Source organism: Pseudomonas sp. HMSC066A08 (genome assembly GCF_001813025.1).
GTDB lineage: Bacteria > Pseudomonadota > Gammaproteobacteria > Pseudomonadales > Pseudomonadaceae > Pseudomonas > Pseudomonas aeruginosa.
This window is the reverse complement of record NZ_KV811290.1, coordinates 86,118-111,810: the sequence shown is the minus strand read 5'-3', so window position 1 is coordinate 111,810 and position 25,693 is coordinate 86,118. Positions and strand designations below refer to the sequence as shown.

The 25,693-nt window shown below is 65.9% G+C and carries 24 protein-coding genes; 3 read left to right on the top strand and 21 right to left on the bottom strand.

Features of this window, described 5'->3' with window-relative positions:
* Positions 1–96: 96 nt before the first annotated feature.
* Positions 97–1,950: a tyrosine-type recombinase/integrase gene (locus tag HMPREF2886_RS09735; RefSeq protein ID WP_023083156.1), complete on the top strand. Its 1,854-nt coding sequence runs from the start codon at positions 97–99 to the stop codon at positions 1,948–1,950.
* Between the two features lie 47 nt (positions 1,951–1,997).
* On the opposite strand, the gene HMPREF2886_RS09730 is transcribed toward HMPREF2886_RS09735, so the two are convergent.
* A complete protein-coding gene (locus tag HMPREF2886_RS09730) occupies positions 1,998–2,624 on the bottom strand; it encodes a LysR substrate-binding domain-containing protein (protein WP_019486759.1) in 627 nt (208 codons plus the stop codon).
* A 105-nt stretch (positions 2,625–2,729) separates the two neighbouring features.
* On the opposite strand from HMPREF2886_RS09730, the gene HMPREF2886_RS09725 reads away from it, so the two are divergent.
* On the top strand, positions 2,730–3,029 hold the full coding sequence (locus HMPREF2886_RS09725; protein ID WP_003282197.1) for a helix-turn-helix domain-containing protein: 300 nt from the start codon (positions 2,730–2,732) through the stop codon (positions 3,027–3,029).
* Between the two features lie 26 nt (positions 3,030–3,055).
* On the opposite strand, the gene mobH is transcribed toward HMPREF2886_RS09725, so the two are convergent.
* The 3 genes from mobH to HMPREF2886_RS09710 form a co-directional block, all read right to left on the bottom strand.
* Complete coding sequence (gene mobH, locus HMPREF2886_RS09720; RefSeq protein WP_023083157.1) at positions 3,056–4,891, bottom strand: MobH family relaxase; 1,836 nt, start codon at positions 4,889–4,891, stop codon at positions 3,056–3,058.
* 202 nt (positions 4,892–5,093) lie between these two features.
* Entirely contained in the window at positions 5,094–6,014 is a 921-nt protein-coding gene (locus tag HMPREF2886_RS09715; RefSeq protein ID WP_019486756.1) for a nucleotidyl transferase AbiEii/AbiGii toxin family protein, read from the bottom strand.
* Complete coding sequence (locus HMPREF2886_RS09710; protein ID WP_017462895.1) at positions 6,007–6,765, bottom strand: type IV toxin-antitoxin system AbiEi family antitoxin domain-containing protein; 759 nt, start codon at positions 6,763–6,765, stop codon at positions 6,007–6,009. Before HMPREF2886_RS09710 ends, HMPREF2886_RS09715 begins: the two co-directional genes overlap by 8 nt.
* Positions 6,766–6,988: 223 nt before the next feature.
* On the opposite strand from HMPREF2886_RS09710, the gene HMPREF2886_RS09705 reads away from it, so the two are divergent.
* Positions 6,989–7,360, top strand: a complete 372-nt coding sequence (locus HMPREF2886_RS09705; RefSeq protein ID WP_031632010.1) for a DUF3742 family protein — start codon at positions 6,989–6,991, stop codon at positions 7,358–7,360.
* Positions 7,361–7,367: 7 nt separating this feature from the next.
* Here the strand turns inward: HMPREF2886_RS09705 and HMPREF2886_RS09700 are convergent, their stop codons facing one another.
* The 17 genes from HMPREF2886_RS09700 to HMPREF2886_RS09620 all read right to left on the bottom strand — a co-directional run bounded on the left by HMPREF2886_RS09700 (position 7,368) and on the right by HMPREF2886_RS09620 (position 25,693).
* Complete coding sequence (locus HMPREF2886_RS09700; protein ID WP_023083160.1) at positions 7,368–8,891, bottom strand: conjugal transfer protein TraG N-terminal domain-containing protein; 1,524 nt, start codon at positions 8,889–8,891, stop codon at positions 7,368–7,370.
* Between the two features lie 15 nt (positions 8,892–8,906).
* Positions 8,907–9,260 carry a hypothetical protein gene (locus HMPREF2886_RS09695; RefSeq protein ID WP_003140982.1) on the bottom strand — a complete coding sequence of 118 codons (354 nt, stop codon included), beginning with the start codon at positions 9,258–9,260 and terminating at the stop codon, positions 8,907–8,909.
* Positions 9,257–10,663 (bottom strand): integrating conjugative element protein, encoded by a 1,407-nt coding sequence (locus HMPREF2886_RS09690; protein WP_023083161.1) that lies wholly within the window; start codon positions 10,661–10,663, stop codon positions 9,257–9,259. Before HMPREF2886_RS09690 ends, HMPREF2886_RS09695 begins: the two co-directional genes overlap by 4 nt.
* Before the next feature lie 10 nt (positions 10,664–10,673).
* Positions 10,674–11,618, bottom strand: coding sequence for a TIGR03756 family integrating conjugative element protein (locus HMPREF2886_RS09685; protein ID WP_023083162.1), 945 nt, complete (start codon positions 11,616–11,618; stop codon positions 10,674–10,676).
* Positions 11,615–12,052 (bottom strand): TIGR03757 family integrating conjugative element protein, encoded by a 438-nt coding sequence (locus tag HMPREF2886_RS09680; RefSeq protein WP_023083163.1) that lies wholly within the window; start codon positions 12,050–12,052, stop codon positions 11,615–11,617. The genes HMPREF2886_RS09685 and HMPREF2886_RS09680 overlap by 4 nt, the downstream gene beginning before the upstream one ends.
* Before the next feature lie 216 nt (positions 12,053–12,268).
* Positions 12,269–12,946, bottom strand: a complete 678-nt coding sequence (locus tag HMPREF2886_RS09675; RefSeq protein WP_010792116.1) for a hypothetical protein — start codon at positions 12,944–12,946, stop codon at positions 12,269–12,271.
* A complete protein-coding gene (locus HMPREF2886_RS09670) occupies positions 12,943–13,821 on the bottom strand; it encodes a ComEC/Rec2 family competence protein (protein ID WP_019486743.1) in 879 nt (292 codons plus the stop codon). The genes HMPREF2886_RS09675 and HMPREF2886_RS09670 overlap by 4 nt, the downstream gene beginning before the upstream one ends.
* A 1-nt stretch (position 13,822) precedes the next feature.
* Complete coding sequence (locus HMPREF2886_RS09665) at positions 13,823–16,072, bottom strand: Mov34/MPN/PAD-1 family protein (RefSeq protein WP_196495448.1); 2,250 nt, start codon at positions 16,070–16,072, stop codon at positions 13,823–13,825.
* Between the two features lie 8 nt (positions 16,073–16,080).
* On the bottom strand, positions 16,081–17,241 hold the full coding sequence (locus HMPREF2886_RS09660; RefSeq protein ID WP_019486741.1) for a ComEC/Rec2 family competence protein: 1,161 nt from the start codon (positions 17,239–17,241) through the stop codon (positions 16,081–16,083).
* A 268-nt stretch (positions 17,242–17,509) separates the two neighbouring features.
* The gene (gene radC, locus HMPREF2886_RS09655; protein WP_003292123.1) at positions 17,510–18,004 is read right to left on the bottom strand and encodes a RadC family protein; all 495 of its coding nucleotides are present in this window, start codon (positions 18,002–18,004) and stop codon (positions 17,510–17,512) included.
* A gap of 195 nt (positions 18,005–18,199) precedes the next feature.
* A complete protein-coding gene (locus HMPREF2886_RS09650) occupies positions 18,200–18,943 on the bottom strand; it encodes a DsbA family protein (protein ID WP_019485626.1) in 744 nt (247 codons plus the stop codon).
* A 13-nt stretch (positions 18,944–18,956) separates the two neighbouring features.
* Positions 18,957–21,845: a conjugative transfer ATPase gene (locus HMPREF2886_RS09645; protein WP_023083165.1), complete on the bottom strand. Its 2,889-nt coding sequence runs from the start codon at positions 21,843–21,845 to the stop codon at positions 18,957–18,959.
* Positions 21,845–22,279, bottom strand: a complete 435-nt coding sequence (locus HMPREF2886_RS09640) for a TIGR03751 family conjugal transfer lipoprotein (RefSeq protein ID WP_023083166.1) — start codon at positions 22,277–22,279, stop codon at positions 21,845–21,847. The genes HMPREF2886_RS09645 and HMPREF2886_RS09640 overlap by 1 nt, the downstream gene beginning before the upstream one ends.
* Entirely contained in the window at positions 22,260–23,693 is a 1,434-nt protein-coding gene (locus HMPREF2886_RS09635) for a TIGR03752 family integrating conjugative element protein (protein WP_023083167.1), read from the bottom strand. The genes HMPREF2886_RS09640 and HMPREF2886_RS09635 overlap by 20 nt, the downstream gene beginning before the upstream one ends.
* A complete protein-coding gene (locus HMPREF2886_RS09630) occupies positions 23,683–24,597 on the bottom strand; it encodes a TIGR03749 family integrating conjugative element protein (RefSeq protein WP_023083168.1) in 915 nt (304 codons plus the stop codon). Before HMPREF2886_RS09630 ends, HMPREF2886_RS09635 begins: the two co-directional genes overlap by 11 nt.
* On the bottom strand, positions 24,594–25,286 hold the full coding sequence (locus HMPREF2886_RS09625) for a PFL_4703 family integrating conjugative element protein (RefSeq protein WP_019484551.1): 693 nt from the start codon (positions 25,284–25,286) through the stop codon (positions 24,594–24,596). The genes HMPREF2886_RS09630 and HMPREF2886_RS09625 overlap by 4 nt, the downstream gene beginning before the upstream one ends.
* Positions 25,283–25,693, bottom strand: coding sequence for a TIGR03750 family conjugal transfer protein (locus HMPREF2886_RS09620; RefSeq protein WP_019484550.1), 411 nt, complete (start codon positions 25,691–25,693; stop codon positions 25,283–25,285). Before HMPREF2886_RS09620 ends, HMPREF2886_RS09625 begins: the two co-directional genes overlap by 4 nt.

The window sequence follows — 25,693 nt, the reverse complement described above, 5'->3', positions numbered from 1 at the left end:
CATTTTTGCGGGCGCGGCTGATTCCGGATTGTTGATGGAGGGGCGAGGTCGACGTGACCAGCATCTGGTTCCTGACTCATGTTCAGGAGCAAGAGCATGGCACTCTCAGACCTGGCCGTTCGACAGGCCAAGGCAACTGGCAAGGCATACACCCTCCCTGACTTGGATGGCCTCTCCCTGGCCGTCACGGCTGCAGGGGGCAGGACTTGGCACTTCCGCTACTACTGGGCGGGCAAGCAGAAGCGGATGTCGCTCGGCACCTACCCGGAGGTGACGCTTCGCGAGGCCCGCAGCCTGCGCGACGAAGCGCGCGCCCTGCTGGCCAAAGGCACCAATCCTCGCGTTCACCGCAAGCAGAAGCGCACCGCTGTCCGGCTCGCCGACGAAAACACCTTCGAGGCGGTGTATCGCAAGTGGCTCAAGCATCGCGGGCTCAGCCTCAAGGAAGGCCGGCAGACGACCCTCTCGATACTTCCGCGCATCTTCGACAAGGATGTGCTGCCCGCCTTGGGCAAGCGGTCGGTCTATGAGATCAAGCGTCCCGACCTCTTGGAGGTGATCGCCAAGATCGAGAAGCGCAAGGCACTCTCCGTCGCCGAGAAAGTCAGGACGTGGTTCAACCAACTGTTCCGCTACGCGCTGGTGATCGTGCCGGGCCTGGAACAGAACCCCGCCTCCGATCTCGATGTGGTGGCGATGCCACTGCCACCCGTCAATCACAACCCGTTCCTGCGCATGGCCGAGCTGCCGAAGCTGTTGCAGCGGCTACGCAGCTATCGCGGCAGGCGGCAGACCCAGCTCGGGCTGCGGCTATTGCTGTTGACCGGCGTGCGAACCGGAGAGCTGCGACAGGCGACGCCGGATCAATTCGATCTGGACCGTGGGCTGTGGATCATCCCGCCCGACGTCGTGAAGCAACTCCAGTTGGATATGCGCAAGAAGCGGCAGCAGGCGAAGGACATCCCGCCCTACATCGTGCCGCTGTCGATTCAGGCCATGGAGATCGTCCGGCACCTGCTGGATGAGTTCAAGCCGGCCCAGCGCCACCTCTTCCGGCACGACAGCGACTTGAAGAAGCGCATCAGCGAGAACACCCTCAATGGTGCCCTCAAGCGCATGGGCTATCAGGAACGCCTGACTGGGCACGGCATCCGCGGCACGATGTCCACTGCGCTCAACGAGATCGGCTACCCGAAGGTCTGGGTGGATGCACAGCTCTCGCATGTCGATCCCAACAAGGTCAGCGCGACCTACAACCATGCCGAGTACGTGGAGCAGCGTCGCCGCATGATGCAGGACTGGGCCGATCGGCTCGACCTCTTCGAGCAGAACCAGGTCGAGGCGGCCAGCATGCCACTCACCGTGCATCTGGAAGGCGTGCCCGCATTCCAGAGTGAGCAAACCGCAAATGCACCCTCCACGCCGGTTAGCGCTTCGCCAATCCTGCTGGTGACGAAGCCGGGTGACGCCATGCCGTTGGTTTCTGCCGCCGCACATCGGCTGCCGGCGGTTGCGCCCCCTCGATCAGCCGCGCCGCTGGTGCCTTCGGACATTCAGCGCGAGAGGATGGAACTGTTCGATGTCTTCGAAGCGCCGCACAACCTTCCCGTCGCGGCGTTTGCCAAGATGGCGGGCAAGTCCCGCAGGTGGATCAGCTACGAGATCAAGGCGGGCAACTTGCTGGCGTTGAACGTAGGCAACCGCGGCCAGCGCGTGCCGGACTGGCACCTCGACCCACTCAAGCACGAGCTGATCCAGTCCGTCCTGAAGCTGACCAGGGGTGCGGACCCCTGGCAGATCTACCATGCACTGCTGCAACCGCGCTCGATGCTGCGGGGGCGTTCGGCACTGGAGGGCGTGACGGCCGGCAATCTCGACAAGCTCGTCATAGCGGTGAGCACAGCCGTGAAGGAGAGCGAATGGACCCCGCCGCGAGTCGGGGTCGCCTAGCAGCAGGAATGCGGGATCGTGGCGAAACCGCGATCCCCACGCGTCCGTCAGGACACCAAGCGCGCGCGGTGGGCGAATCTTGCCTGGGTGTCCGACAAGGAAGCCTCGCGACGGAGCAGGTAAGCCATCACGATCGTTGGTGCGCCGGCCAGCGGCCGCATGGCGATGCCTCGGCGTAGGTAGCTCGCCAGTCTCGCGGCGGGCGCAATGGTGATCCCGTACCCGGCGGCAACCAGCGTCATCACCACATCGAATGTCTCCACCGTTTGCTCCCGCTCCTGCAGCGCGTTCTCGAACACGCGCTGCACGGTCATGCGCCATGGTTCATGAGCCGTGGACTGCGAGCAGATCAACGGCTGCTTGAGCACTTCCTGACACGGCACTTCACGGTAGGCCAGCAGGTGGGAGCGCTTGGCCACGGCGACCGCCAGCGTGTCATGCCACAGCGGTTCGCATACCCAGCCAGGCCACTGCCGGGCAACCGCAGACAAGGCGAAGTCGAAGCCGTCGTCCGGCAGCTCCGCGCCTCGACCGGGATCTGTCCAGCCGGCCAGGACGGCATGGGTCTCCGGCTCTTCGGCACGCTGCAGGGCGAGCACGTCGGCGAGCTGGGGAGGCACCCATTCGCCGAGGACGGCCATGCGAATTTCGGCGGTGATGTCACTCGATTCCACGTCCAGCTCCCCCAGGCGGTGAACTCGTGGCAACTGATCTCGAAGCCGTTGAATGAGTTAAGTTTAACGTGGTTTAAATCGTGACCGTGTTCGACGCTCTTGGCAATGCCAAAGCGTTCGATCCAAAGGGGCCGCCCCACCGGCACCACTACCTACGAAGCGGAACCAGCCATCGCGTTTGGGGCTGCCGTGCGGGAAGAAAGAACCAACCAGGGCATCGCTCAGGAAACGCTGGCCCACATGGCCGGCATCGAACGGTCGCACATGGGCAAGATCGAGCGCGGCGAGCATGTCCCCACGCTCCCTCTCATCCTCAAGATTGCCCGTGCGCTGAAATGCAGTTCCGCCCACTTGATGACTCTGACCGAAGCCAAGCTGGCAGAGTCGGCCCCATCCGCAGATTGAAGCCGGCCCGCACAGCGGTCGCATGACTACGCCTGATCGTCGTCCTTGCCCCCAAGGGCTGAATCTTCGCGCTTTGCGGCCTCGTTGACGAGCCGCAGGTATGGGTTGTCTGGCGGCGTCTCCTGGAACAGCGCATCCGGGCTGGCGAGCAGGTAGCCGTGCAGCCGGCGCGACTTGCGCGGCCCCGTGACTTCGCAGGTCCAGATGTTCAGCCCGCTCGGCTGCTTGCGGTGCTGTCCCAGCTTCTCGAAGCGCTTCTGTACCCACTGCCACCCCTCCAGCTTCTCTTGCTTGGCCAGCGCGGCGACTTGAAGGTACTCCTGCGCGTAGCGCTGGAACACGCCGGGGCTGACGAGGTAGGTCGTACCGACGACGGTATGCACCAGGGCCTTGGCGTCGTTGATGATGAGCTTGCGCGTCTGGATGCTCTGACGCAGCCAGGCCATGAAGTGCGCCCCGGAGGGCTCCGCGCGATCCTGGGAAGGCGCGAGGCTCATCTGCGGCGGGGGCACGGTCGAAGGGGTCGGCTCGGCCTCGGCGATCTCCGGCGCTGTGGGTAGAGCGGTGTCGCCCAGCAGGTCGAGCAGCGCGGCCACGCCGGTGTCCATGGCTGCGGATGCGATCGGCGCCGTGCTCGCGGATGCAGCTTCGATGCCTTCGGCGCGCGGCCCATCGGCCACCGTTGTCGCCTGCGGCGTCGGCTCCGCCTGTTCCTCTTCGACCTGCACACGGCCTGCGAACGGCGCCGGCCGGTCGGCGGCATCCCAGATCATCGCCGGCGAGAGTTTCAGGAAGGTGAAGGCGTGCGACCAGCCGGCGTCGCTGGTGACAGTAGCCTTCCAGATCGCCTTGCCATCCGGCGTTGGCTGCACGATGCCGTGATCCTGCAGCACGTTGAACACCGCCGTATTGCTCGCCGGAATGCCGTCGATGCCTTGCGATAGCAGATGTGCGCGCAGCTTGTCGGAGACGGTCTTGCTCACCAGCCACAAGGCGTCCTGGGTCAGCCAACCGTCCGCCGGGCCGGCCTGGTTCAGCTTGAACGCTTCCTTGAGCAGGTAGCGCAAGCCGTCGAGCAATTTGCGTTGCAGAGCATGCTTGGGCGCCACCAGCGCCTTGCTGGGATCGCCGCCGAGTTCCTGGGCGACCGATGCCTGGTCGGCCTGCACGACCAGCTCGCCGAGCGTGCCGGCGTGCTCGTACTGGCCGGCCAGCACGTACAGCAGCGCGGCCCAGAGGTCGGGATAGCCGCTGAGCCAGTCGAAGATGTCCCGATCGAGAAGGCGCGCGTAGAGCAGCCCGGTGGCGGCGCTGTGCAGGCGGTACTCGCGCTCCTTTCGGTAACGGAAGCGGTAGGGCTTTCGCAGCGGGCCGTGCCAGGGATGCCAGACGCTGCCGTCGGCATGCTCGACGTGCAGATCGACCGCAATCTTGCCGATGTCGTGCAGCAGGGCCGCGTAGGCCGTGCCTGCAGTCCAGGCTTCGGCCTGGGCCGCCTGTGCCTCCGGCGTGACGCCCGCAGGCAGCAGGTATGACTGCCGCAGTTTCAGCGCATAGGCGACGATCTCCAGGCCGTGGTCCAGCATGCCGCCCGGATAGGCGTGGTGGTGGTTCTCGGAGGCCGGGAACTGCTGGACCAATTCGGCGTAGCGCTCCAGTGGGGCGAGGTAGAGCGTGGCGAACTGCCGGCGCGAGAGCGATGTGCGCTGCCAGATGTGTTCCAGCAGTTTCTGCCGACGCGGCGTGGTCAGCAGCGATGCGGCCGACTCCGGCCGCATCGCCCCTTTCGGAGTTTCGATGGCGGATGTGGGCGGTGTGCCGGCGGCGGGTGGCACCCTTTTGCGCTGGAACAGCGAGAGCATGGCGAACCCCGGATGACGGGCTGCTCGGGGCGCCTTTTGGCCTTTTCAGGATAGGGCCTTTCCCCTTGGCGCCCTTCCTTTGCCCCTTCCCAGCCCTTTGGCCTTTGTCGGAAGCTTTTGGGTATAGGGCCGCTGCTGCGCGGGTGCCACGATGAATGCGGCATGGGGCAATCCCGGCAAGCCGGTAGCTGCGGGATGTTCGTCAGCTCTGGCCCAAGCCGGTGTCGAGGGCGGCGGATTGCGCTGCGAAGTCGTCGGGACGGCGCTTGCGGAAGGTTTCGAGATTGGCGAGCTTCCAGCGCAGTGCCGGCAGTTGCGCGGCGTGCTGGCACTGCACCAGCGACCAGTCCGGTTCTGCGCGCGCCAGCCCGCTCAGAAACTGCTTGTGCGCGGTGCTCAGTCGCTGTGGCAGCTCGCGCCGCATCCTGGCGCGAGCGTCGAGCAGCGTCTCCAGGGAGCAGTCCACTTCGGTCATGCCGACAAAGGCCCGCTCGTACTCGCCGGCGATGTCCTTGTCGTTGCCGAACAGCACTTCGTGGGGCGGCCGGTTGTGGCCCGCCAGATAGATCACGAAGCACTCGACCATGCCGTCGCTGATGTCGCCCGATTCGTAGAGCTGCCACACGTCGAACAGGTCGCGGGGGTGCTGTCGATCCAGCGCGGCCACCAGCTTGCTGGCGTACAGCTCGTCCGGTGCCAGAACCGGCAGCTCGAACTCGACGCCGAACAGATCGCTGGTCTTGGCGCTCAGCGGCCGCCGCTCGACGGGCAGCACACTGCCGCGGAACACGACGTTGACCTCGATCTTCACCTGGCTGGCGTCGTTCTCGACGATCAGCTTGGTGTCTCCCAGGTCCTTGGCGCGAACCAGGCGTGTCTGCACGCCCAGTGGCGCAACGCGCGCGGCGATGGCGGCCAGCTCCTGGTTGATGGCTTGCAGCGCTTCGTCGCGCGGCGTCTGCCACGGGAGGTACACCACGTCGATGTCCACCGACAGGCGCGGCATGTCCCGCACGAAGAGGTTGATGGCCGTGCCGCCCTTCATGGCGAAGATGTCGTTGGCGAACACGTCGGGCGCGACGGCCAGCAGCAGGCGAACGGTGTCCGCGTAGGTCTTATCCATGAGGTCTCAGGCTCAGCAAGGTGCCGTCATCGAGCCGGCTCATCCAGCGCGTGTTGCTGCCGGTGCGAACCGGGTACTGCTCCAGCAGGGCATCGACGTCCACGAGGCTGGTCTCGCGCGCCCAGGTCAGGAACAGGCGCACGGCCTTCACGCTGGCGCAGCAGGACAGCAGTTGCCCGAGCAAGTCCTTGCGGGGGGAACGCAGTCCATCGAAGAGGTTGCGGGCCTCTTCGAGGCTCTGCTTGACGCCGGCTTCGTACAGCAGCTCCAGCACGGCACGCTCGGGGGCTGCCACCCGCAGATCCTCGGGCAGGCCAGGCGGCGTGGTCAGGGTCTTGCCGGCCAGCGCCGTGTCCGGCCAGTCGAACAGGCGGGCGTGGACGTAGCGGGCCGGAAAGCGCGAAGTGAACCAGGCCGGCAACGCGAAGCGACCGTCGCCCCACAGCACCAGCGCCTCCCGGCTGCCCAGGTTGTGCCGCACCCCCTGCAGGGCCAGGGCGCTCTTGCCGCCGACGTGCAGGCCGGGCACGCGCTGTTGCAGGAACTTCAGCGCACCGTAGACCCCGAACTCATCGTTCGGGAAGGCATAGACGCCATGGGCCAGGCGCACGAGCCACCCGCCGTCGGCATAGTGGGCGGCGAGCTGGGGCGACACCCCGAACTGGCTCAGGGTGGCAAGGTCGAACGGCGCCCCACGGGGGAGTCCCGCCTGCAGTCGCTTGATTACCTGGTGCCGAGAATTTCCATTCATGCTATAAAAATAACACAGAATCCAATCGACCCCTAGAGCCATTGCAAGAACGTGCAGGGAAAGTAGCATAAGGTTTGATTTATCGCTCAGAATCTAATCGACCTGCGGCCCGAGCCAACCCGGCTCTGCCGGCCGCAACCCGCCCTCCTGATCGCGGTCTATGCTGGAGGGCAGGCCACGACCGGCCGCTCCGCGAGGTGAGGCACCACTGAAGCCGAGGCATATGAGCATGAGCACCAACACGCACAACGGGCGCTGGAGCCACCGGCTGGGCCGGGGGGCTGGCCGTGCCTGGCGTGGATACCTCCGCCGCGAGCAGCGTGTCGCCGGCTGGCTGGTGACGCGCGGGGTGCCCGCGGGCGCGGCGACGGCGGTGCTCTGGATCGTCAAGCTCGCCGTGCTCGGTGCGCTGCTCTACTCCGCGTTCTGGCTGGCCCTGCTGCTTGCCTTTGCGGTGACTGCTGCATGGCTCGTGCAGCACGACGACTCTGATCAAGAGGAACCGCAACCCGAGTGGAGGGAAGGCCCCAACGGCTTCGGGCTTTATGACAAGAGCGACTGGCGCATCGACCCGCATGTGACCGACGACGACTGAACGGCGGTCACTTCTTCGATACGGCGCTCATTGCCATACCAGCGCCACGCCCCCCAGCGCCCTTGGCGTCCGAGGTGGCGGTGGACAACCCCTGCACGATATTTCCCGTGCGAACGCCTGCCCAAGCCAATGCCATGACCCAAAACGTCGGCAGCACGATGAACATCATCGCCATGACGAAGTTGAGCAGCATGTCGCCAAAGGCGTTGTTCAAGCCGATCAGCGGATCGAAGTTCGTGTGCGGCCTGTCGGCGCCAAACCCCCAGCCGTAGAGCGCGTCCAGGATCGTGCTGTCGATCCAGCGCGCGAGCTGGAACCAGAAGTCCACGAAGAACAGCGCGAACTGGACGCAGCTCACCGTCACCACCGTCTTCAGGTCGTAGGTGCCGATCAGCAGCACCAGCGGGATGCAGATGACGAGCGCCATCTTGAGCATCGTCAGCACCATCGGCAGCGCCTGGCGCACCACGTCCATCGCCGGAAAGAAGCCCAGCGAGCCGACGGTCAGCCCCAGGTCGCTCGCGCCGCGCGTGACGATGTTCGGCAGCGTCTTGTCGATCTGGCCGCCGTAATCGGTGTAGACGGCGCCCTGGTTCATCTTCTGCTGCCGCGGTGAGACGACGGCGCGGATCACCGAGTCATTGACCTCGCTCTGCGACAGGAAGCCCACCCAGCGCCCGATGCGGGTCAGCAGGTCCGGGTCGACCTGTGCCAGCAGCCGGCTGCGCAGTCCCTGGCCGCCATCGGCCCACCACTGCCGGCAGGACGGATAGCCGCCGCCGCTGTCCACCTGTGCCAGCCCCGCATCGCGGGTCGCGTCGTAGGGCCAGGCCGTGCGTGGGGTCTTGGCGCGATAGGTGTCATAGAAGCCGGGCGTGTCGAGGAAGTAACTCGACCCGATCCAGGTGACGTCGTTCATCTGCTCGTCGGAGAGCGTCGGCCGGTTCATGAACAGCTTGGCGCGCGACGGCCCGTAGCAGTCGTGCGTGAAGTCGGCGACCTCCTGTGCCAGCACCGGATCGTCGATGCGCGTGGCATCCACATCCATGCGAATCTGACGCAGGTCCGTGCCGCAGGGAATCGCTGCCACCGCGGAGCCCGTCACGGCTTTCGACAGCGCGTGCATGAAGAACCACCACACCGGCACCAGCGCGCTCTGGTCGTTGAGCGCCGTGTAGACGTTGGACCAGCCCGTGTCGTTGGGCAGCGGGACGTTGACCTGGCATTGCGCGGAGCGCGTGGTGTCGAACCTGATCGTGGCGAGATCCACCGGGATGAACGGGATGCCGGCGAACATGATGACCACGATCGCCACCCATACCCGGTTCTCGATGCGCATCGACGACAGCACGCCCTTGTTGCCTTCGTCCGCACCTTCGCTGCGGGCCTTGAGCCACTCCTGGATCACGATGGCCACGAACGGCAGCGCGAACACGCCGCTGGCCACGAGAATGCTCCAGATGCCGTTGTTGACCACCCAAGCCACCAGGGTCAGGTAATACTCCAGGTAGTCCGTGGTGTAGAGCGTCATGCCTGCCTCCCGGTCTCAGCCGTGCCGCAACAGTTGGCTGACTTCCAGCGCGACCACGGCGATCACGGCCGCGATCGCCGTGCGCAGCAGGCGCTGATGCGTCTCGCGGGACGGCTCCCGCCGCAACAGGCGCCGACGCATCCACCACCAGCCGTAAGCCGTCGCTCCGTAGAGGCACAGCCGCCACACGAAGAAGTGGCCGGCGTGCGCCTGCAGCCAGTGCTGCCAGCCCTCGACGCCGCCGACCACGTGGATGCCGGCGATGTTCACCGCCACCGCGGCGGCGGCCACCAGCAAGGTCCACAGCAGCGCCACGCCGACGCGGCGGTTGAACAGCCATGGCAGCCGCAGCCAGGCCAGCCGGCTCATGGCGTACCGCTCCGCGGCTTCTGGACTTCCCGCAGACGGTCGCGTGTGGTGTCGCCCTCGAAGACGCCGCGCGAGCCGGCCGCGCGGGTGCTGTGGCGCTGGATGATCGCCATCGCCGAGTTGCCGGCCAGCGTGCGGCGCAGCTCCAGTTCGGTCTTGAGGTTGTTGATCTCCTGCTCCAGCGCGCTGTTCTCCTGGTCGACCGCCTGCACGGCCAGCTCGTTGGCAGCGACGTTCGGCTCCTTCTTGCCGGTCAGCAACGTGCGTTGCAGCAGCAGGGCCTTCTCCAGCACGCTGGACAGCGCCGCCTCGGACGCGAGGCGCCGGCCCAGCACGTCCTGGTCGGGTTCGTCACGCAGGGCCTCGATCACGCCGCGGGTGATCGGCAGCGAGCTGCTGCCGGCTGCGTCGAGATTGGCCAGCGTCGTCGGCCGGGCGCCCGTCACCAGTTCCTGCAGCGCCTGCAGCTTGGTCTCGTACTCTTCCTGGATCATTGGCGTCAGCCCGACGCCAGGCGTGGTCTGGGTCTTCGTGCAGTTTTCGCAGGTGCGCTGCTCGCGTTCGCCCAACACGCGGGTCGCCCAGTCCGCGGCCGCCTGGGGCGACGACCAGGTCTGGCAGGTCAGGCGGTTGCCGCAGGCGCTGCGCGCGATCGACGAGGTATCGGTGGCGCTGCGCCCGTTGAGCAGGTTGTAGCCCGCGCGCGTCACATCGCCGACCACCTTGATCGAACTCTGACCGGAGCCGCCCGCGTTGCCGCCGCCGACCCATGGCACGCCGTTGTTCCCTTTGTTGGACTCGGCCCGCTCGATGGCGGAGACGGCGTCGGTGCTGCTGACCGCATCCCGCAGCGCCATCCCCTCGGCGAGCTGGTCCCAGCCGGCCTGGCCGCCGGCCATGTCCGCCATGCGATTGGCGATGGCCCGGCAGGTCATCTTCGAGCGGTCGAAATCCAGGCGCGCCTGCAGGATGCCGTTGGTGAGCAGGTTGTACAGGCCCGGGTCGGCGCGCTGGATGATCAGCGCCGGCAGCGAGGCCACGGCGCTGGTGGCGTTCTGGATCACGTTGCTCATGATCGTCTGGAAGCCGTTGGTGATGCCGTTGAGCTGGTTCTGCAGCGTCGTGGTGATGCTCATGTCGCCGCAGATCAGGTTGCTGTTCCAGCCGACGCCGACGCCGATGCTCTGCATGTTGCCGGCACCCCCCATCGACACGGCCCGGCCGCCGCCGATGCTGTAGAGCACGTCGTCGCCGATCACGCTGCCGCTGACGTTCACGCCATTGGGGTCGATGCGGGTCTGTGCCCAGGCGACGCCGACGACCAGCGTGATGACCGCCACGAGCAGCGTGACCCGCAGGTGCGGCTTCGCGCGGCGCAGGAAGTCAGGGAGGGAGGCGTTCATCGTGGGTTCCTCACATGAAATCGACGCTGCCGAGGAAGACCTGGCCACGGCGCCGGCAGCAGGAGTACGGCCGCCACAATGCCCAGGCGTAGTCGCCCTGCTGGGCCTGCACGCGGGTGCGGCTGTGCGGGAAGACCACGCAACTGTTCGAGAGCGTGGGCGTCAGCTCCTGCCACTTGCCCGTCGAGGCGTCGGTCTCCATCAGCGCGCCGGCCGGCCAGTAGCCGTCGCGGGCGTTGGCCAGCAGAGGCTGGTACACGTGAATCTGGTTGCGGCGCGTCACGATGTCGCCGGCGCGCTGCGCGACCACGGCGCCGCTCTTGTGGTCGTCGGTCTGGTGCAAGAAACCGCCGCGGGGATACACGTTGCCCCAGAGGTTCAGGCCGGTGCGCGTACCGATTTCGCGCCGGCCGGGGATGAGCGCTTCGGGGTAGAACGCTTCCGGGATGTTGTAGCGCCAGGCGATCGTGTCGAGCGTGCTCAGCAGATACGGCATGAAGGCCGTGCCCGCGCCTTCGCAGGTGTAGCCGGAGGCGCTGGCGAACTGGCTGAACACCATCCCGGCCGGATGGCCGATGACATCGGCGTTCTTGAACTTGGCGAGGTTGTTCTCGTTGTCGTGATTGGTCGTGCCGTCACCGCCAGCCTTCGCGGTCGGGTTAGGCATGCTCATCGCCCTGACTTCCAGCCACGGGTTTTCTCCGGTATTCGAGTAGCTAGACACCACCGCATCGGGGACGTAGTGGCGCACCTTGACGGAGGTGCGCACCGAGCAGCCGAAGGGCGTGCAGTACAGCCAGTAGCAGATTCCGACCACGCGGTATTCGAGGCAGTCGGGGGACAGCGCCGACGAGACGATGGTGGCGGTGTCCAGGGCGAACGTCGACGTGGCCGCGCTCAGCAGCAGCGAGGCGACGGTGGCGCGCAGGCGGCGGCATGCCAGCAGGAGGCTCATGGCTGCGCGCTCTGGTAGGCGTTGATGCGCGCGACGGCGCGGGACACGTCGGGCTCGCCGTAGACCACATAGCGTCGATCGACCACCACGGCGGGAATCTTGGCGATGCCCAGTCCCCAGGCATCCGCGACACCTTGGTAGGCGTGGCCGATGCGGCGTTGAAGGGCCTCGCCGCCGTCATGCAACCGCTGCCGCACCAGGGCTGCGGCCTGTTGCGGGTCGGCCGGCAGGTGCGCGGCGAGTTCGACCTTGATGCGCGTGGCCTGGTCCAGCTCGATGATCCGCACGCCGGCCGGGGCCTGCACCGGATGACGGCTGTCGGTGACGACGAGCACATCGGCGGCCCAGGCGGAGGGGCCGAGCAGCACAGCCAAGAGTCCGGCCGCAAGCAGGCGCCACTGCGCTACAAATGGGTTGGATATGGGAGCTGGCATGTCGAGCCACCGTGAAAACGATCAGGGTGGGTAGTCGACTCCAGGGGGGCGATGGAAGCGACTGTCAAACCGGAATCGGCACTCTCCGGTTTGACGCGACAACAGCAGCGAGCGTTATGGGCTGCTCAGGATGCAAAAAACGGGGAAGCTGGAAGCTCCCGTCAAGATCAATACGCTGCCATCTGGAGGACCTTGTGTACGAGGCTGCACCAGAACCTATCCATCAGCCTCCTTCTTCCGCGAGTTCGTCACTTTCCGGCTGGCATGCACGGCCAGCACGTTCTGCACGAAGCGGATGCCTGTCGTGCGCGCAGCGAATGCCGCGACCAGATATTGACCCAGGAACCAAGCGGTCGAGATCAGAATGCGAGGCGTATCCAACCCACTGAAATACATCACCGCGGGAACTATGGGCACGAGCAGCAGCGACATCGCGGCAATGTCGCGGAACAGCAGATAGTTCTTGTGGCTGTCCACGACCGAGGGGTCTGAATCGACCTGCTTGTAGAGGCCATACCACTTCGCGTTCTGGTCGCGTTCACCCACAGGGAACTCGCCGACGTTCTTTTTCAGCTTCGTCAGGTCGATGCGGTGATCCGCCGGCGCGTGCACGGAAAAGGCACGCGAACCCGGCAACGGATGCTTGCAGCGCCAGAATACGAGGATGGCCTTGTGGTCGGCCGAAATCAGCGACGAGAAGATCAGCACCGGGATCGGCAACAGTGCGGTCAGGCTGGCGCGAACGGCCGCCAGTCGAGTCGGCGTCAGATCCTCGATCGCGGTGTGGAAGGCAAGGACCAGAAGGACGAGAAAGTCCAGGATGAGCGTCGCCACCAGCCATGCGAGGTTGCGGCCCTTGAGTGTCTTGCTGCCGTAGTTTTTGGTGTCCCTCATCCATAGCACTCCGTATAGATGGTGAAATCGCCACGATCATTGACGTTGAATTGAATCCAGCCATCGCGTCGCGTCGTGAGCACACGGCGCTGTTTTCCAGTCGTGGCGACAAGAACTCCGTTCGGCCAGTGATCTATGACGCGCTGGCGATAGGTCTGAGTCATCCCCTGCGTATCATGGACGATTGCTTTGTCGGACATCACGATCGCTCGCGGGTGACAGTAGTCGAATAGCGCCCGGCAGTAGCCGTTCTCTCGGCCGTGGTGGGATGCCACGAGCACGGTCGTGTCGATGAGCTCAGCTCGAAATGCCGGCTGTTCGAGCAGCGCCAGCCATCCGTCTTCCTCAAGGTCGCCGGGAAACAGAATCTTGAATGGCCCGTACTTGAAGAATGCCACCATGCTCAGGTTGTTCGTGTCGTAAAAGGGTGGCGTCGAGTTCCAAAACGTCCGCACCGAGATGCCTCCCATACTCTCATCGAAGGGGACGTCCACGGGGTAGACGTAGCCAGCATGAATGTCCAAGTATCGTTCGATGTCCTCGGTCAGTTCGCCGCTGGCCTCCTTGATGATCCTCATGACTTCGGGTGACACGCTGCGATTGCGGAAGAACGTGGATACCGTGATTCCTTCTTTCCACAGGTTGTTCAGATCGCTGATGTGGTCGAGGTCCGCATTCGTCACGAACAGGTAGTCCAGAACGTTGCGCTTCAGGTAGTGCTTGATGTAGGTGCTCGGCTTCCAGCCTGTGGTGCTGTTGTCACCCGAGTCGATCATCGCCAGGCGCCCTTCCACGCCGTAGGCAGAGCGATGTGTGAGCATGGCGCAGGCGCCATGTTCAACGTCCCATATCTTCAAGATCATCTCGCCTGGCATATCACTGCACCGCACCTTGCAAGATTTGCAGGTCTTGCTCTCCGACGATGAGCTGAACAGCCGGCAGGCCGTCATCGGCCATGCCGAGTGCCAGATGGACGAGTTGCACGAGATCGTGCCGGCTCGGAGATGCGGAGTGGCCAGGCGGATGGCTATGCCATTCGCCGACGTAGCCGACCATGCCCGCGGTGCGCTTGGCGGCGTCCTTGACCGCTTCAGCAAGTCCGGCGACGCCACGCTCGAAGGAGTCGGGGCTGGCCTTGCTGTCGGAGGGCGCTGGCAAACCGGCGACGATGACAACAGCCTTGATGTTGAAATCGTAGTACCCGAGCAGCACGCCACCGGTTTCGTTGGGAAAGCTTTGCTGGCGCAAAACCCGCAACTGTTGTTCGACACCGTCGTCGATGTAGAGGTCAAGCTCACCCAGCGCGATACGCCGCTCGGGCACTGCTGGCACATCATGCACCTCGACGCCGCCACGCGCAGGATCGCGTTGCCAGATCCGAATCAGGGCATCCTCGCGCGCCACAGCGGCCTGGATCTGCTCCGCCAGCGTGCTTGCCTGGCCCAGGATGCGCGAGTAAGGCATCACGAGTGAGATGTCGCGGCAACTCGCCCCGCTCCAGAAGGTGCTCGCGTGGCCGTCGAGGTGGACTCTCCCCCAGTCCTGCTGGATCAGTGCGCGATAGTACTGCGCCTCCAGTGTGCGAAGCCGTTGCATCCGCTTCGCATCCTCGGCAAGCAGCACTGCAGCGTTGCCGTTCGGCGTGACGAAGACGGAGAAATGTCGCGGAAGGGTATCGACCACGCTGGCCGCTCGTGGGTATTCAAGTGTGGTCGAGGCGTCGATGGCCAGTGCGGCGCCGGCGAGCGCCTGTGCAACATCCGCCTGTGCAAAGTCGCAGCCATCAGCCACTACTGGGACAATCTCGGTCGCTCCTTCCATTGCGGCGGCATGTAATCCTGCGACCACCGTGGCCTTGGTCTCGCCAATGTGTTGCGCGTAGGCACCGTGCCGAGAGAGGTTGTGCGGCTTGATGTGATCCTTGTCGATAACCGTCCAACGTCCCCAGCCGCTGCGGCCCCATAGATTTAGCAGCGCGCTGCCGAGCGAGCCTGCGCCGACCAATACGCCCGCTGGCCCTTCTTCCGTGACCCCGGATTGACGCATCGCCGCCGTTCGGTCGTTTTGAGTCAGGACAGCCATGGGCAGGATGGGCTGCTCGCGCCATGCCGTTGCTGGTTGCTGGTTCAGCAGGTCCTTGTAGTACCGTTTTTCATGGACAAACAATGCACCGCAGGCGATGCCGAGTTCGAGGCCGCCAATCGGTACGAGGAATGCCCGATGCGCGACGCCATCGGGCTCGGCATCGACGCTTCGGCGAATGGGGATATGCAAGAGGATGATCGTGCCCTTGTCGTCAGCCGAGGCGGTCGTGCCTGCTTCATCGATGTCAGCCTGTAGCGCTTCCCGTAGAGGACCAATCAGGTCTACCTCGCGTCGTGCCAGTACATCCGCCAGTTGCCCCAGCGTTACAGGATCACGCTCGACGAGGCCGTGCACGATGGGGGGCAGCGCCAGTTCAATGTGCTTGGTCGTCTTGACACGCGGGGCGGTCTTCGCAATGGGTTCCAGAAAGCAAGTGAAACCGCCGTCAGGGCGTTCATGCCGGAGAACGATGGCGAAACGCAGAGCGGGATCTTTGCGGAGTTCGGTCAGATTCCACGGCAGAACGAGTTCGTACTTGCTGGCAAAGAAGAGATGCTCAACCGGCTGGTCCGCCGCGTGTAGCTCGCCTCGGGCGCTCTTCTCCAGCCACCACTGGATGCGACGAAGGAATGCTTCGGGCGTCCAGGTGCGCATTACCGCTCCGGCTGGCTCGAAATACAGGCATAGGCTCGCAGGGGTGCCGGGTACGCCTTGGTTCTGATGCATCAGGATCGGGAAGTCCTGACGCAGCGCCAACACCTCGATCAGCCTCTTGGGGTCATTGGGGACACACAGCGCCAAGCGCTCACGGTACCGGATGCCGACCGGATTCTTCGGCGGTACGTCGTCACACTCGACCTCCACGACGAGACATTCGAGCGTCGGATCGCCGTCAACGGGATGGCGGAGAATCTGGACAAGCGAATAGTCGCGCTGACGCTGGACCGCGCCAAACAGCGCTTTCGCACGGGGGATCGTTAGTTCGCTGGCGTCCTTGACCTCTACGACGTTAGCGAGCTCGTGGTACGCATCCGGCATCATCCAGCTCGTCAGCCTGCGCGCGGCGGAGTTGAGGTGATGATGGCCGGCGCGCCGATGGACGCTGAACGCTTCCAGGTAACGCCGCCGCTGGCAATCTCGAAAACGATCGGTTCTGGCTTGTTGGCGTTCGGCTCCTCCATCGTCACCAGAAACTTGCGTCCGCCGACTTCCTTCAAGTAGCGCTCGTAGGTGTTGCGGGCTTGGATGTGCGGTGGTTGCACTTGCTCGTAGGACTCCTTGATGTCTGGAATGGGCTTGCTGCAACTGACGATGTAGGCGTCGCGCTTCCCTTGGAGCAACAGTTCCTTGATCAGCGGCTTCGGCTCAGTCTCTTTGTCGCCTTTCTGGCCTTCCTCGTTGAGTGCCAGATAGCTGCAATGGTGCGGGATGTTGTACAGATCCCAGGCGAGGCGATCATCGTTCTTGTGGTACCTCGTCGTGCGGACGATGTCTTCCATTTCCTCCCAGGTGGCATCGCCCACTTCCAGGTAGTCGTAATACGCGCCATCTGCCAGGAAACGTACGTTGAACACCAGCGAGGCGCGGTTGCGGATGATGTCTCCTTCGTCACAATGCTTGATGAAAGGCGAGTGGCAGAAGAACTCAACCCCATCGCTGGCCAGCGAGAATCCGGGGACAATTGTGCCGGCGTCTATGAAGAGATGATCGCGCGCCGAAGCCGCTTCTCCCCGTTCTTTCAGTCGAGGTTCGAGCCAATCGGCGAGCGCCTTCGGCTTCGAGAACACAAGGATGTCCTTGCCTTCCAGTAGGCGGTGTCGCGCCTCTTGCCGGAGCAGTACAAACTCTTCCTGCTGATGGTCCTTGTCGGCCTCCTCCAGCAGCATGGCGGCTGGAACCCAAAGCTCCCGAATCTTGATCCGGCCTTCGCCTTGGTACTTCTTGGCATGCTGAAGCTCGAAGAAGTCGGTGCTGCCTTGGATGTGATCCAGGTCCGCATGAGTGAAAGCCACCACGTCGAAGTAGTCGCGATCGACTGCCTTCAGTTCGTCCTTGAGACGGGACTTCAGGTCGATTTCCGGGGTGTCGGTATCTTCGGCTCTATCGCGGTGGCAAAAGTCGAAGAGAACGCGGCGGCCGCCAGACAGGACAATCTGGGTGGTGTCCCCGTTTCCGACCGGGTAAAAGACAACCTTATGCACGTCTGCCACGGAGTACTCCTTGTTCAGGATAAGTGGCAGCTTTGCTATTTAGCACTCTACCACCGAGAGTGCTAACACTATATATACGAATCCACTGACGATCAACACACTATATGTAGATTGTCAAGCGAGGTGCGTCGCAAAAGGTGCGTCGTGCAGGCAATACCGCCTGAGTAGCTGGGTGACCCCAGTGGTCCGTCATTGGGACGCCACGGCCCCGCGTCCATGCCGGCTAGAAATTCCACAGGCGCCCCGGAAGGGACGCCTGCGGTGCGGACTACAACAAGCCGGCTTCGGCGAACGAGTACGGGCTGCCCTTGCCGACGATGAAGTGATCCAGTACCCGGACATCGACGGTGGCCAGGGCGCTCTTCAGCCGCTCGGTGATCGCACGATCAGCGGCCGAGGGCTCGGTGTTCCCCGAGGGATGCTGATGCGCCAGGATCAGCGCCGAAGCGTTGAGCGCCAGCGCACGCTGGACCACCACCCTCGGATACACCGAAGTCTGGTCGACCGTGCCCTTGAACAGCGGCTCGAAGGCGAGCACCTGGTGCTGGTTGTCGAGAAACACGACGGCGAAGATTTCGTTCGGCTCCGCGACCAGTTTCAGGCGCAGGTAGTCGCGCACGGCGGCGGGACTGCCCAGCGCTGGACCGGCCTTGAACACGCGGTTCTCCAGCAGGGTGATGGCCTGCCGGATGATCCAGTCTTCGTGCTGGGCGGCGATCAGGGTGAGCGACTCCGGGCGGGAGTCGGCGATGACAAGAGACATGGCGAACCTCCAATGGATGAGATCGGAGGGCGCCTGCCCCTGGAGGGCAAACCCTCCTGGGGACGATGGGGATGGAACGGGTGACGAGCGGGCATCCACCACCGCGGATGCGGTGGCCGTTCGCGTCAAGGGATGCGATGCGAACGGGTTTCGATCAACGCGGACGAGCCGCGCCGCAGCCTTGAAGATCGATGGCTACCTGGGCATGTCACCGGCACCGCCGGTGGGCATGTCTTCGGAATGGGCAGGTTCGGCAACGGTCGTACCGCTGGCGGCGAGCAGGTCGATGGCCGACAGCAAGGCATCACCTTCGACAGGCCCGTGCAGCAGGAGGGTCTTGCCGGTCTCGCGGTCGCGCAGTTGCAAGGCCGGTGTGGCCGCGATGCCCTGCTCCGCGGCTTCCACCGCCTGAGCACGGATGACGGCATCGGGGCGATCGCTCTCGAGACAGCCCTGCATGGCTGGCGTGAGCTCGGGATAGTGCAGGCTCGCCGGCACACCCTGCCCGTCGCCACGGGTGTTCGCGTAGAGCCACGCCACGGCCTGCCAGAACGTGGTATGTCCCCCCGTCTCGCCCGCGCACTCCGCCAGGCGTGCCCCGGCAGTCGCGGCCGGCTCGTGCATGGACAGCGGCAGGTGGTGCCACTGCCAGTTCACCTCGGGATGGGCGTCGATCCAGCGCTTGAGCGCGGGGAAGTAGGCCCGGCAGTACGGACACTCCAGGTCGGCGTACCCGACCACCGTGAAGCGCGCATCGGCACGGCCATACAGCCAGGGCGGGCCGGCCGGTTTCGACGCTTCGGACCCGGCGGCGGCCAGGGGCATGGACTCGGTTGCCGGTTGCGGCGCGCGCAGCAGCATCCACGAGGCCACCGCAATCGTCACCACGATCAGCAGACCGATCCGGGGATGACGGCGGGCGAAGGAAGGCATGCGCATCGTGTCGCTCCCGTCAGGCCAACGTGTCCAGCGCCAGCGGTTCGATGCCCCGCGCACGGTCGATCTTCTCGGCCACGCGGAAGGCGGCATCCAGCTCGCTGATGCCGTGCTGCTGCATCAACTGGAAGCGTTCGGCCTTCTCCTCGGGCTCGGTCATCGCCATCGCCAGGTAGAGGCTGGGCGGCACAGCGCGGAACAGCACTTCCATCGACTTGGACAGGATGACGCCCTCGCTGAACTTGCCGGCCTCCTTGCGTGCCGAGAGCATCAGCGCCTTCTGCGAAGCGTTGAGTTCGCGGAAGCGCGCGATCTTCTCGACTTCATCGGGTGGCATCGACAGGCAGATCCACCACTCGATCATGTTGAGCATGGGCTCGGCCGCTTTCGGCAAGTCGTCCAGGTTCTGCGTGGCGAGCCAGAACCAGGCGCCGAGCTTGCGCCACATCTTGGTGATCTTGACCACGTAGGGCGCGAGCAGCGGGTTCTTGGTGATGATGTGGCCTTCGTCCGTCACGTTGATGATCGGTCGGCCCAGGAACTGGTCGCGCTCGGCGATGTTGTTGACGGTGTTGATGAGCGAGATGTAGGCAATCGAGAGCTGGGCGTTGTAGCCCTCGCGCGCGAAGGTGGCCAGGTCCACGATGGTGATGTCCGCCTCGGGCCACGGCGTGCCGGACCGGTCGAACATCTCGCCGTCCACGCCCTGGCAGAACATATCCATGGCGTCGGCCATCTCCAGCAGCCGTGCGCGCCGCATCTCCGGCAGCGTGGCGTCGCGGGCGCGCTCGCGCAGTGCCTCGCGCACATCGCGCGTGAGCACCGTGCGTCTGTCCGCCACGCAATGCTGGGCCGCATCGAGAATGCACTGGCGGATCAGGCTGCGGTCGGCGCGCGTCATGCGCGCTTCTTCCTTGTCCTCGCCGCCGGTAATCATCAGCCGTGCAGTGATCTCCAGCTCGCCGAGCACGTCGCGCTGCTCGTCGCCTTCCACGGCCATGCCGGCATCGGTCTGGTCTTCGTCGAGCGCATCGGCGTCCAGCGTCTGTACCTGGCTCGGCGTATCGACCAGGCGCCAGGCGTCGGCGAACGGCGCCAGACTGACGCCCGCGCCCGGCGCGAGCTTCACTCGATGCACGGTGAGACCCAACCGTGCCGCGAAGTCGCCGAACAGGCCGAAGCTGTTGCCCGCCTCGACGATGAACAGGCGCGGCCGGTAGATCGCCGTCACCTGGTTCAGGATGTTGTTGAGCGTCGCGCTCTTGCCCGAACCCGTGGGGCCGAACAGGAACAGATGCGCGTTCATCTGCCGGTCGAGGCGGTTCAACGGATCGAAGGTGATCGGACCGCCGCCTCGGTTGAAGAACGTGATGCCGGGATGCCCTGTGCCCTGGCTGCGACCCCAGACCGGGGCCAGGTTCGCCGCGTGTTGCGCGAACATGAGTTGGGTGTACCACTGGCGCTTGTCGGCAGCCGGATCGAACACGCACGGTAGCCAGCGCAGATAGCTGTTCAGCGGCGCCACCTCGTCCTCTTCGCGTACCGGTTGCAGGCCGGCGTTGAGCATCACGTTGACGAGCTGCAGGCCGCGCGCATCGAGCTGGGCCAGGTCGCGGCCGCGCAGGTAGAACGCCAGCGCGCCACGGTAGAGCTTGTGCGCGCTGCCGATCAGCCCGCGCGCCTGCTGCACGTCCTGCCGGGTCTGCTCCGAGGCCAGGGTCTCGCCGACGGCCTTCCTGGCGAGGTGGTTGAGGTGCGCCTCCAGTACGTCCTGGGGTGTGGCGACCAGCGTCAGGCACATCACCGTATCCTCGGGCATCTGGTCGAACAGCGCGTTCATGGCATCGCCGCCTTTGCGCGTCTCACCGGTCAGATGGCCGGTCGCCGGCGGCGTGCGCAGACGATCCATCACGATCACCCGATGCGGCATGCCATCGAAGAACCACAGGCCGTTGGGCACGTCCGAACGTGGCTGGCCGAAGAACAGGCGCTGCGCGAAGTCGGTGCCGCTGGCGAGTTCGATCTCGCCCTCCTCCCGCTCTTCCGGGTAGCGGGTCAGCGCGTAGAAGCGTTCCCGATCTTCGGCAGTGGCGCCGAGCAAAGTCGGATTCGGGTTGAACCAGCGCAGCAGCCAGGCGTGGATGTCCGCCGCGCCGAGACGCCGGGCTTTCACGCCGGCATTCGCCAGCCCGCCGACGAGGCGGTCGCAGATCGTCGTCAGCGCCTGCTCGGGCGACTGGCCGCGCCGCGAGGCCGGGGCCGCGGACGTGCTGCGGTAGACGACCATGCGCACGCGCCGGACCTGGCCGCGCCAAGGCAGGCGCGTCACGGCAGTATCCTCGAACAGGCCACCCGGCTTGGCGATGGCCCGCAGGTGATGGGCGAAGAAACGCAGGTAGAAGTCGCTGAATGCGCTGCCTTGCGCACGCGGCTGCAGATAGTTCGCCAGGGAGCGCAGATAGTTGTCCCAGTTGGCCTCGTCCTGGGCGTAGAGCTGCACCACCCAGGGGTTGTCGTCCAACTCGTCGAAGGAGTCCTGCAGGGCGTTCTCCAGCGCATCGCGCGCCTGCCACAGCCAGGCCATCTCGCGGCCCTCGGTGCCGACCGGCGCCAGCTCGAAGAAGGCCGCCACCGACTGGCCATCTTCCAGCAACATGCACTTGCTGCCGGGCAGGTACTCGACCCAGGGCAGCAAGTCCGCGAACGACGGCGCGACGCCATAGAGCGCATCGTGGTCGGCCTGGGTGGCCGGCCTGCGCCGGCCCCGGCCGAGCGCGCTGCCCGGCTCGGCGACACCCTGTGCCACCAAGGCCGCCACGTGCCGTGCCCAGGCATCATCGGTCGCATCCACGGCGTCAGCAGGCGATGCGTCGGGCTTGCGTGACCACGGCAGCGACCAGGCCATCAGTAGTCCTCCACGCGTTCACCCGGCATCGCGTACTGCACGCGCTGGTAGAGCGGGAACACCGTGCTGTAGCCGGGCACCGGCACCGGGTCGGTGCCCGCCAGGTGCGGGAACACGTACATCACCAGGTCGGGATTCGGCAGGCGGTGGAACTGGCGGTAGATCTCGTTCTGCGCGGTACGGGTGTAGCGCGCCTGCACGCCGGGCGCCGCCTGCACATCGGCATCGGCCAGCGGCCGGCGCAGGCCCTGGCGCGCATCGAGCAGTTGCCGCGCGGCCTGGCCGCCGCCCGCGCTGCCGCCGGTCTCCTGATGCCAGATGTCGAGCATGGTGCTGTCGCCGTGTGGCAGCAGCTTCTCCTTGCTGGTGGCGCAGCCGCCGAGCAGGGTGGCCGCCAGCAGCACGGCGGCCGCGTCAATCCAGATCCGAGGCATGGGCTTCTCCGGTGCGGTGGTGGACCCGACGCCCCTTGGCGTCGTAGTCGATGTCGAGCGGCTGCTCCAGATGCACGGCCACCCTGGCGCCGGGCTGCACGTAGACCGCCGCGAAGGCCTGGCCGTAGAGCTTGTTGACCCAATCGGCCATGTCGCGCACGCCGCCCGCGAGGATGCGGCCCATCGCTTCGTTGCCGCTGATGCCGACGGTGCCCAGCGAGCCGTTGCTGTTGGCGACCACGGCCACGCTGCCGTTGTCGGACTTGATGAGCGAAGCGGCGCCGGCGCCGGCCGCGGTGATGAGTGCCTGGCTGCCCAGGTACTGCTGGGCGTTGCTGCGCCGCTCGCCGCTGACGCACGGAATGCCGTAGGGGTCGCTGATCCAGCCCAGGCCGCCTTGGATGCTGGCGCCGTTGTGCCCCGAGTTGCCGCCGCTGCTACTGCCCTTGCTGCTGTCCTCCGGCACCGTGCGGATGGTGCCGTCCTGGAACACGAACGTGACCGAGCGGATTTGCCCGCGCACGCACGAGAGCGTCCAGTCGCCCGAGGCCGTGCCGCTGACCACGGCGCCGGCCACGTCGGGGATGTCGATGCCGTTGGCCGTGAGGTTGTCCGGGCCGATCAGCACCTTGAACGGGTACGGGTCGTTGACGGTTCCATCGATCGGCACGCGCCCGATCAGCGCCGTCATGGCAATCGACCCCATGAGCGTCGAGTTCGACGGCACGGTGTAGACAGCCTTCGTGGATGCGCCCACGGCGCGGCTGCCGACGTCGGCGACGGATTCCACTGCGGCCGACAGGCTCTTCTGGGCCGGCCCGAAGCTCAGGGGAAAGCTCGGCTCCTTGCTGCCGTTCTTGGCGTCGACCTTGGCATCGTCGGGCTCGACCCACTGCGTGCCACCGACGCCGCGGTTGAAGCGCTTGCCGTCACCCTCTTCCAGTCCCAGCCCGACGGGCAGGTCGGACGGGCCACCCTTGCCGGAAAGACCGTCCAGTTGCCGCTGCAGATCCTGCAGCAGCCCCTGGGTCTGCTGCCTGTCGCTGGCCACCTGGTTACGCTCCTGCTCCAGGCGGTTGCGTTCGCCTTCCAGCGCGCTCTGGATGCGTTGGTCGATCGCGCTTTCCCGGGCACGCAGGCGCTCGTTCTCGGCCTTGTGCTGCTTGTTGTCGCCGAGCGCGCTTTGCAGCTCGGTGCGCAACTGCTTCACCTGGGCCACCAGCGTGGCGACGGTATCGCGCGGCGTGTCGCCTGCGATGCCCAGGGCTTTCATCTCCTCGGGCGTGAGCGTACTGGCCGCGCCCTTGGGGGCGGGCTGGCCGCCGGGGGCGCCGGAGAACAGCTTGATGCCGACGAACACCAGCAGCAGCGCCATCGGGATCAGCAGCCACTTGAGCAGCGGATTACTCTTCATCGCGCGCTCCTCCGGTCGAACCGGCCGCAGCGGCCGGCGGCAGGTTCACGGTGGCGTCGATCGGGCTCAGCGCCGGCAGCAGCGACTCGGCCAGGCCGTGGCCGCGCGTGACCAGGTAGAGCACCGTGGTGTCGGACGCGGTGCCGGCCGGCCCCAGGTTCGGATGCTGGAAGGTCGCCGCCACGAAGTTCCCCTGCAGGGCGCGCGGGTCGAGGTCGAGCCAGCGCGCCGAGGTATTGGTGAGCCGCACGGCCGTCACCCACTGGTCTTCCAGGCGCCACGCGGCCAGTGCCCGCGCATGCACCGGCAGTGTCGGCAGCAAGGTGTCCAGCGCGAGGCCGCGGCGCAGGTTTGCGCGCCCGATGCCGGCGACCGGCTCGACGGTGCGCAGCGGCGCGTACAGGTTCTGCGCGGCATGGCGCGTCAGCACGACCGATACCGGCGTTTCGCGCCGGGGAACGGATTTGTCTGCGGGCGCATCGGCCTGCTCGTCCGCGCCACTTGCTGCACCGCCGCCGTAGCGCTTCGCGGGGGCCTCCGCTTCCACGATGCGCACCGGCTCCAGCGGCGCCTGGCCGTCCTTCGCCGGCTCGGCGGCGATGTCGAGCAGGATCAGCGCGCCGGATTCCACGTCCTGCAGTTGCAGCCGCGTGGGCGGAATCGGCTCGCTCGCCCGCAGGTAGATCGCGCCGCCCGCACTCTGCACGCGCAGATGGTCGCCGACGCTGGCCGGTACGCCGACGCGCACATTGCGGTCGATGAAGACCACGCGCTCCTGGCCGACCACCAGCGGCACCGGCAGGGGCAGCCGCTCCCAGCGCAGGATTTCCACGGCCTGGCTGGCCGGCACGACACCGAGGATCAGCAGGACGCTGGCCAGGGCCGACAAGGCAACGGGCTTCATGGGGAGTCTCCCTGCAGGTGGCCGGGGGCGTTGGCGGGCACGCCGGCCTGGGTCGGCGTCGGCGGCGGTTCGATGCGCTGGGGTGCGCTGGCGTAGCAGTCCAGCGCCAGGCCGAAGGGGTTGCGCTCGGGGTCGATGTCCAGCCGGACGACCTTGATGGGGTAGCGCACCAGGGCGCGCTTGACCTGCTCGGAGCCGTAGTATTCGTCCGCGCTCACGTCGAGCGTGACGATCCAGTCGCGGTCGGAGACCACCTTGACGCGCGTGGCCGGATCATCGCCGTAGCCGCGGCCGGGAATCTCGTAGATGCCGCGCACGCGCTGACGCAGCTCGCCACTGGCGCGCCGGTACTCGTAGTCCTGCTGCAGGAAGGCCCGGCAGCCCGGCGTCAGGTAGGCCGACAGCGCGCGCAGGTTGCGCGGATAGTCTTCTTCGCCGTTCGTGGGCCAGCGCTGCACCTGCTGCCAGATGTAGAACGAGAAGGCATACACGCTCTCGGGCGGCACGTCCCACCACTTGCGCGTGCTGCCCGAGCGCAGGTCCGGCGGCACATGGATGGTCAGACTCTTCGGCGCACTCCACCAACCGAAGCCGAGCAGCAGCGCCACCACGAACAGTGCGCCGGCCCCCAGACGCAGCGTCTTCACATGCGCCTGCAGGTGCGCAACCTCGTTCCTGAAACGGCTCATGGCGCCCCTCGATCGGCGTTGCGCCGGGTCGTCCAGTAGCCCGAGCGGGTGATGAGGCGCCGGCCGCCCAGGAGCGCTGCCAGCGCCGGGTGCCGCAGGGCCAGCCGCCACTGGAGCTGCCGGTACAGCCAGGTGTCGGGCCGGCCGCGCTTCTGCGCGCGCAGGAAGCCACCGCCGACAAAGACGCCCAGCGCGATGCCGGCGACGATCAGCGTCGGCACCATGGCGATGCTGTGCGTGAGCCAGGCCAGCGGCAGGCCGAGTGCGAATCCGGCTGCGGCCGACAGGCCGGCGCAGATCCACAACTCGTCGGCGGTCAGCCCGCGCACGACCACCGGCTGGCGATTCAGCCGGTGCGGCAGGAAGCTCACCAGCGTGTCTTGCGGGGTCTCCGAGGGGACGGCCAT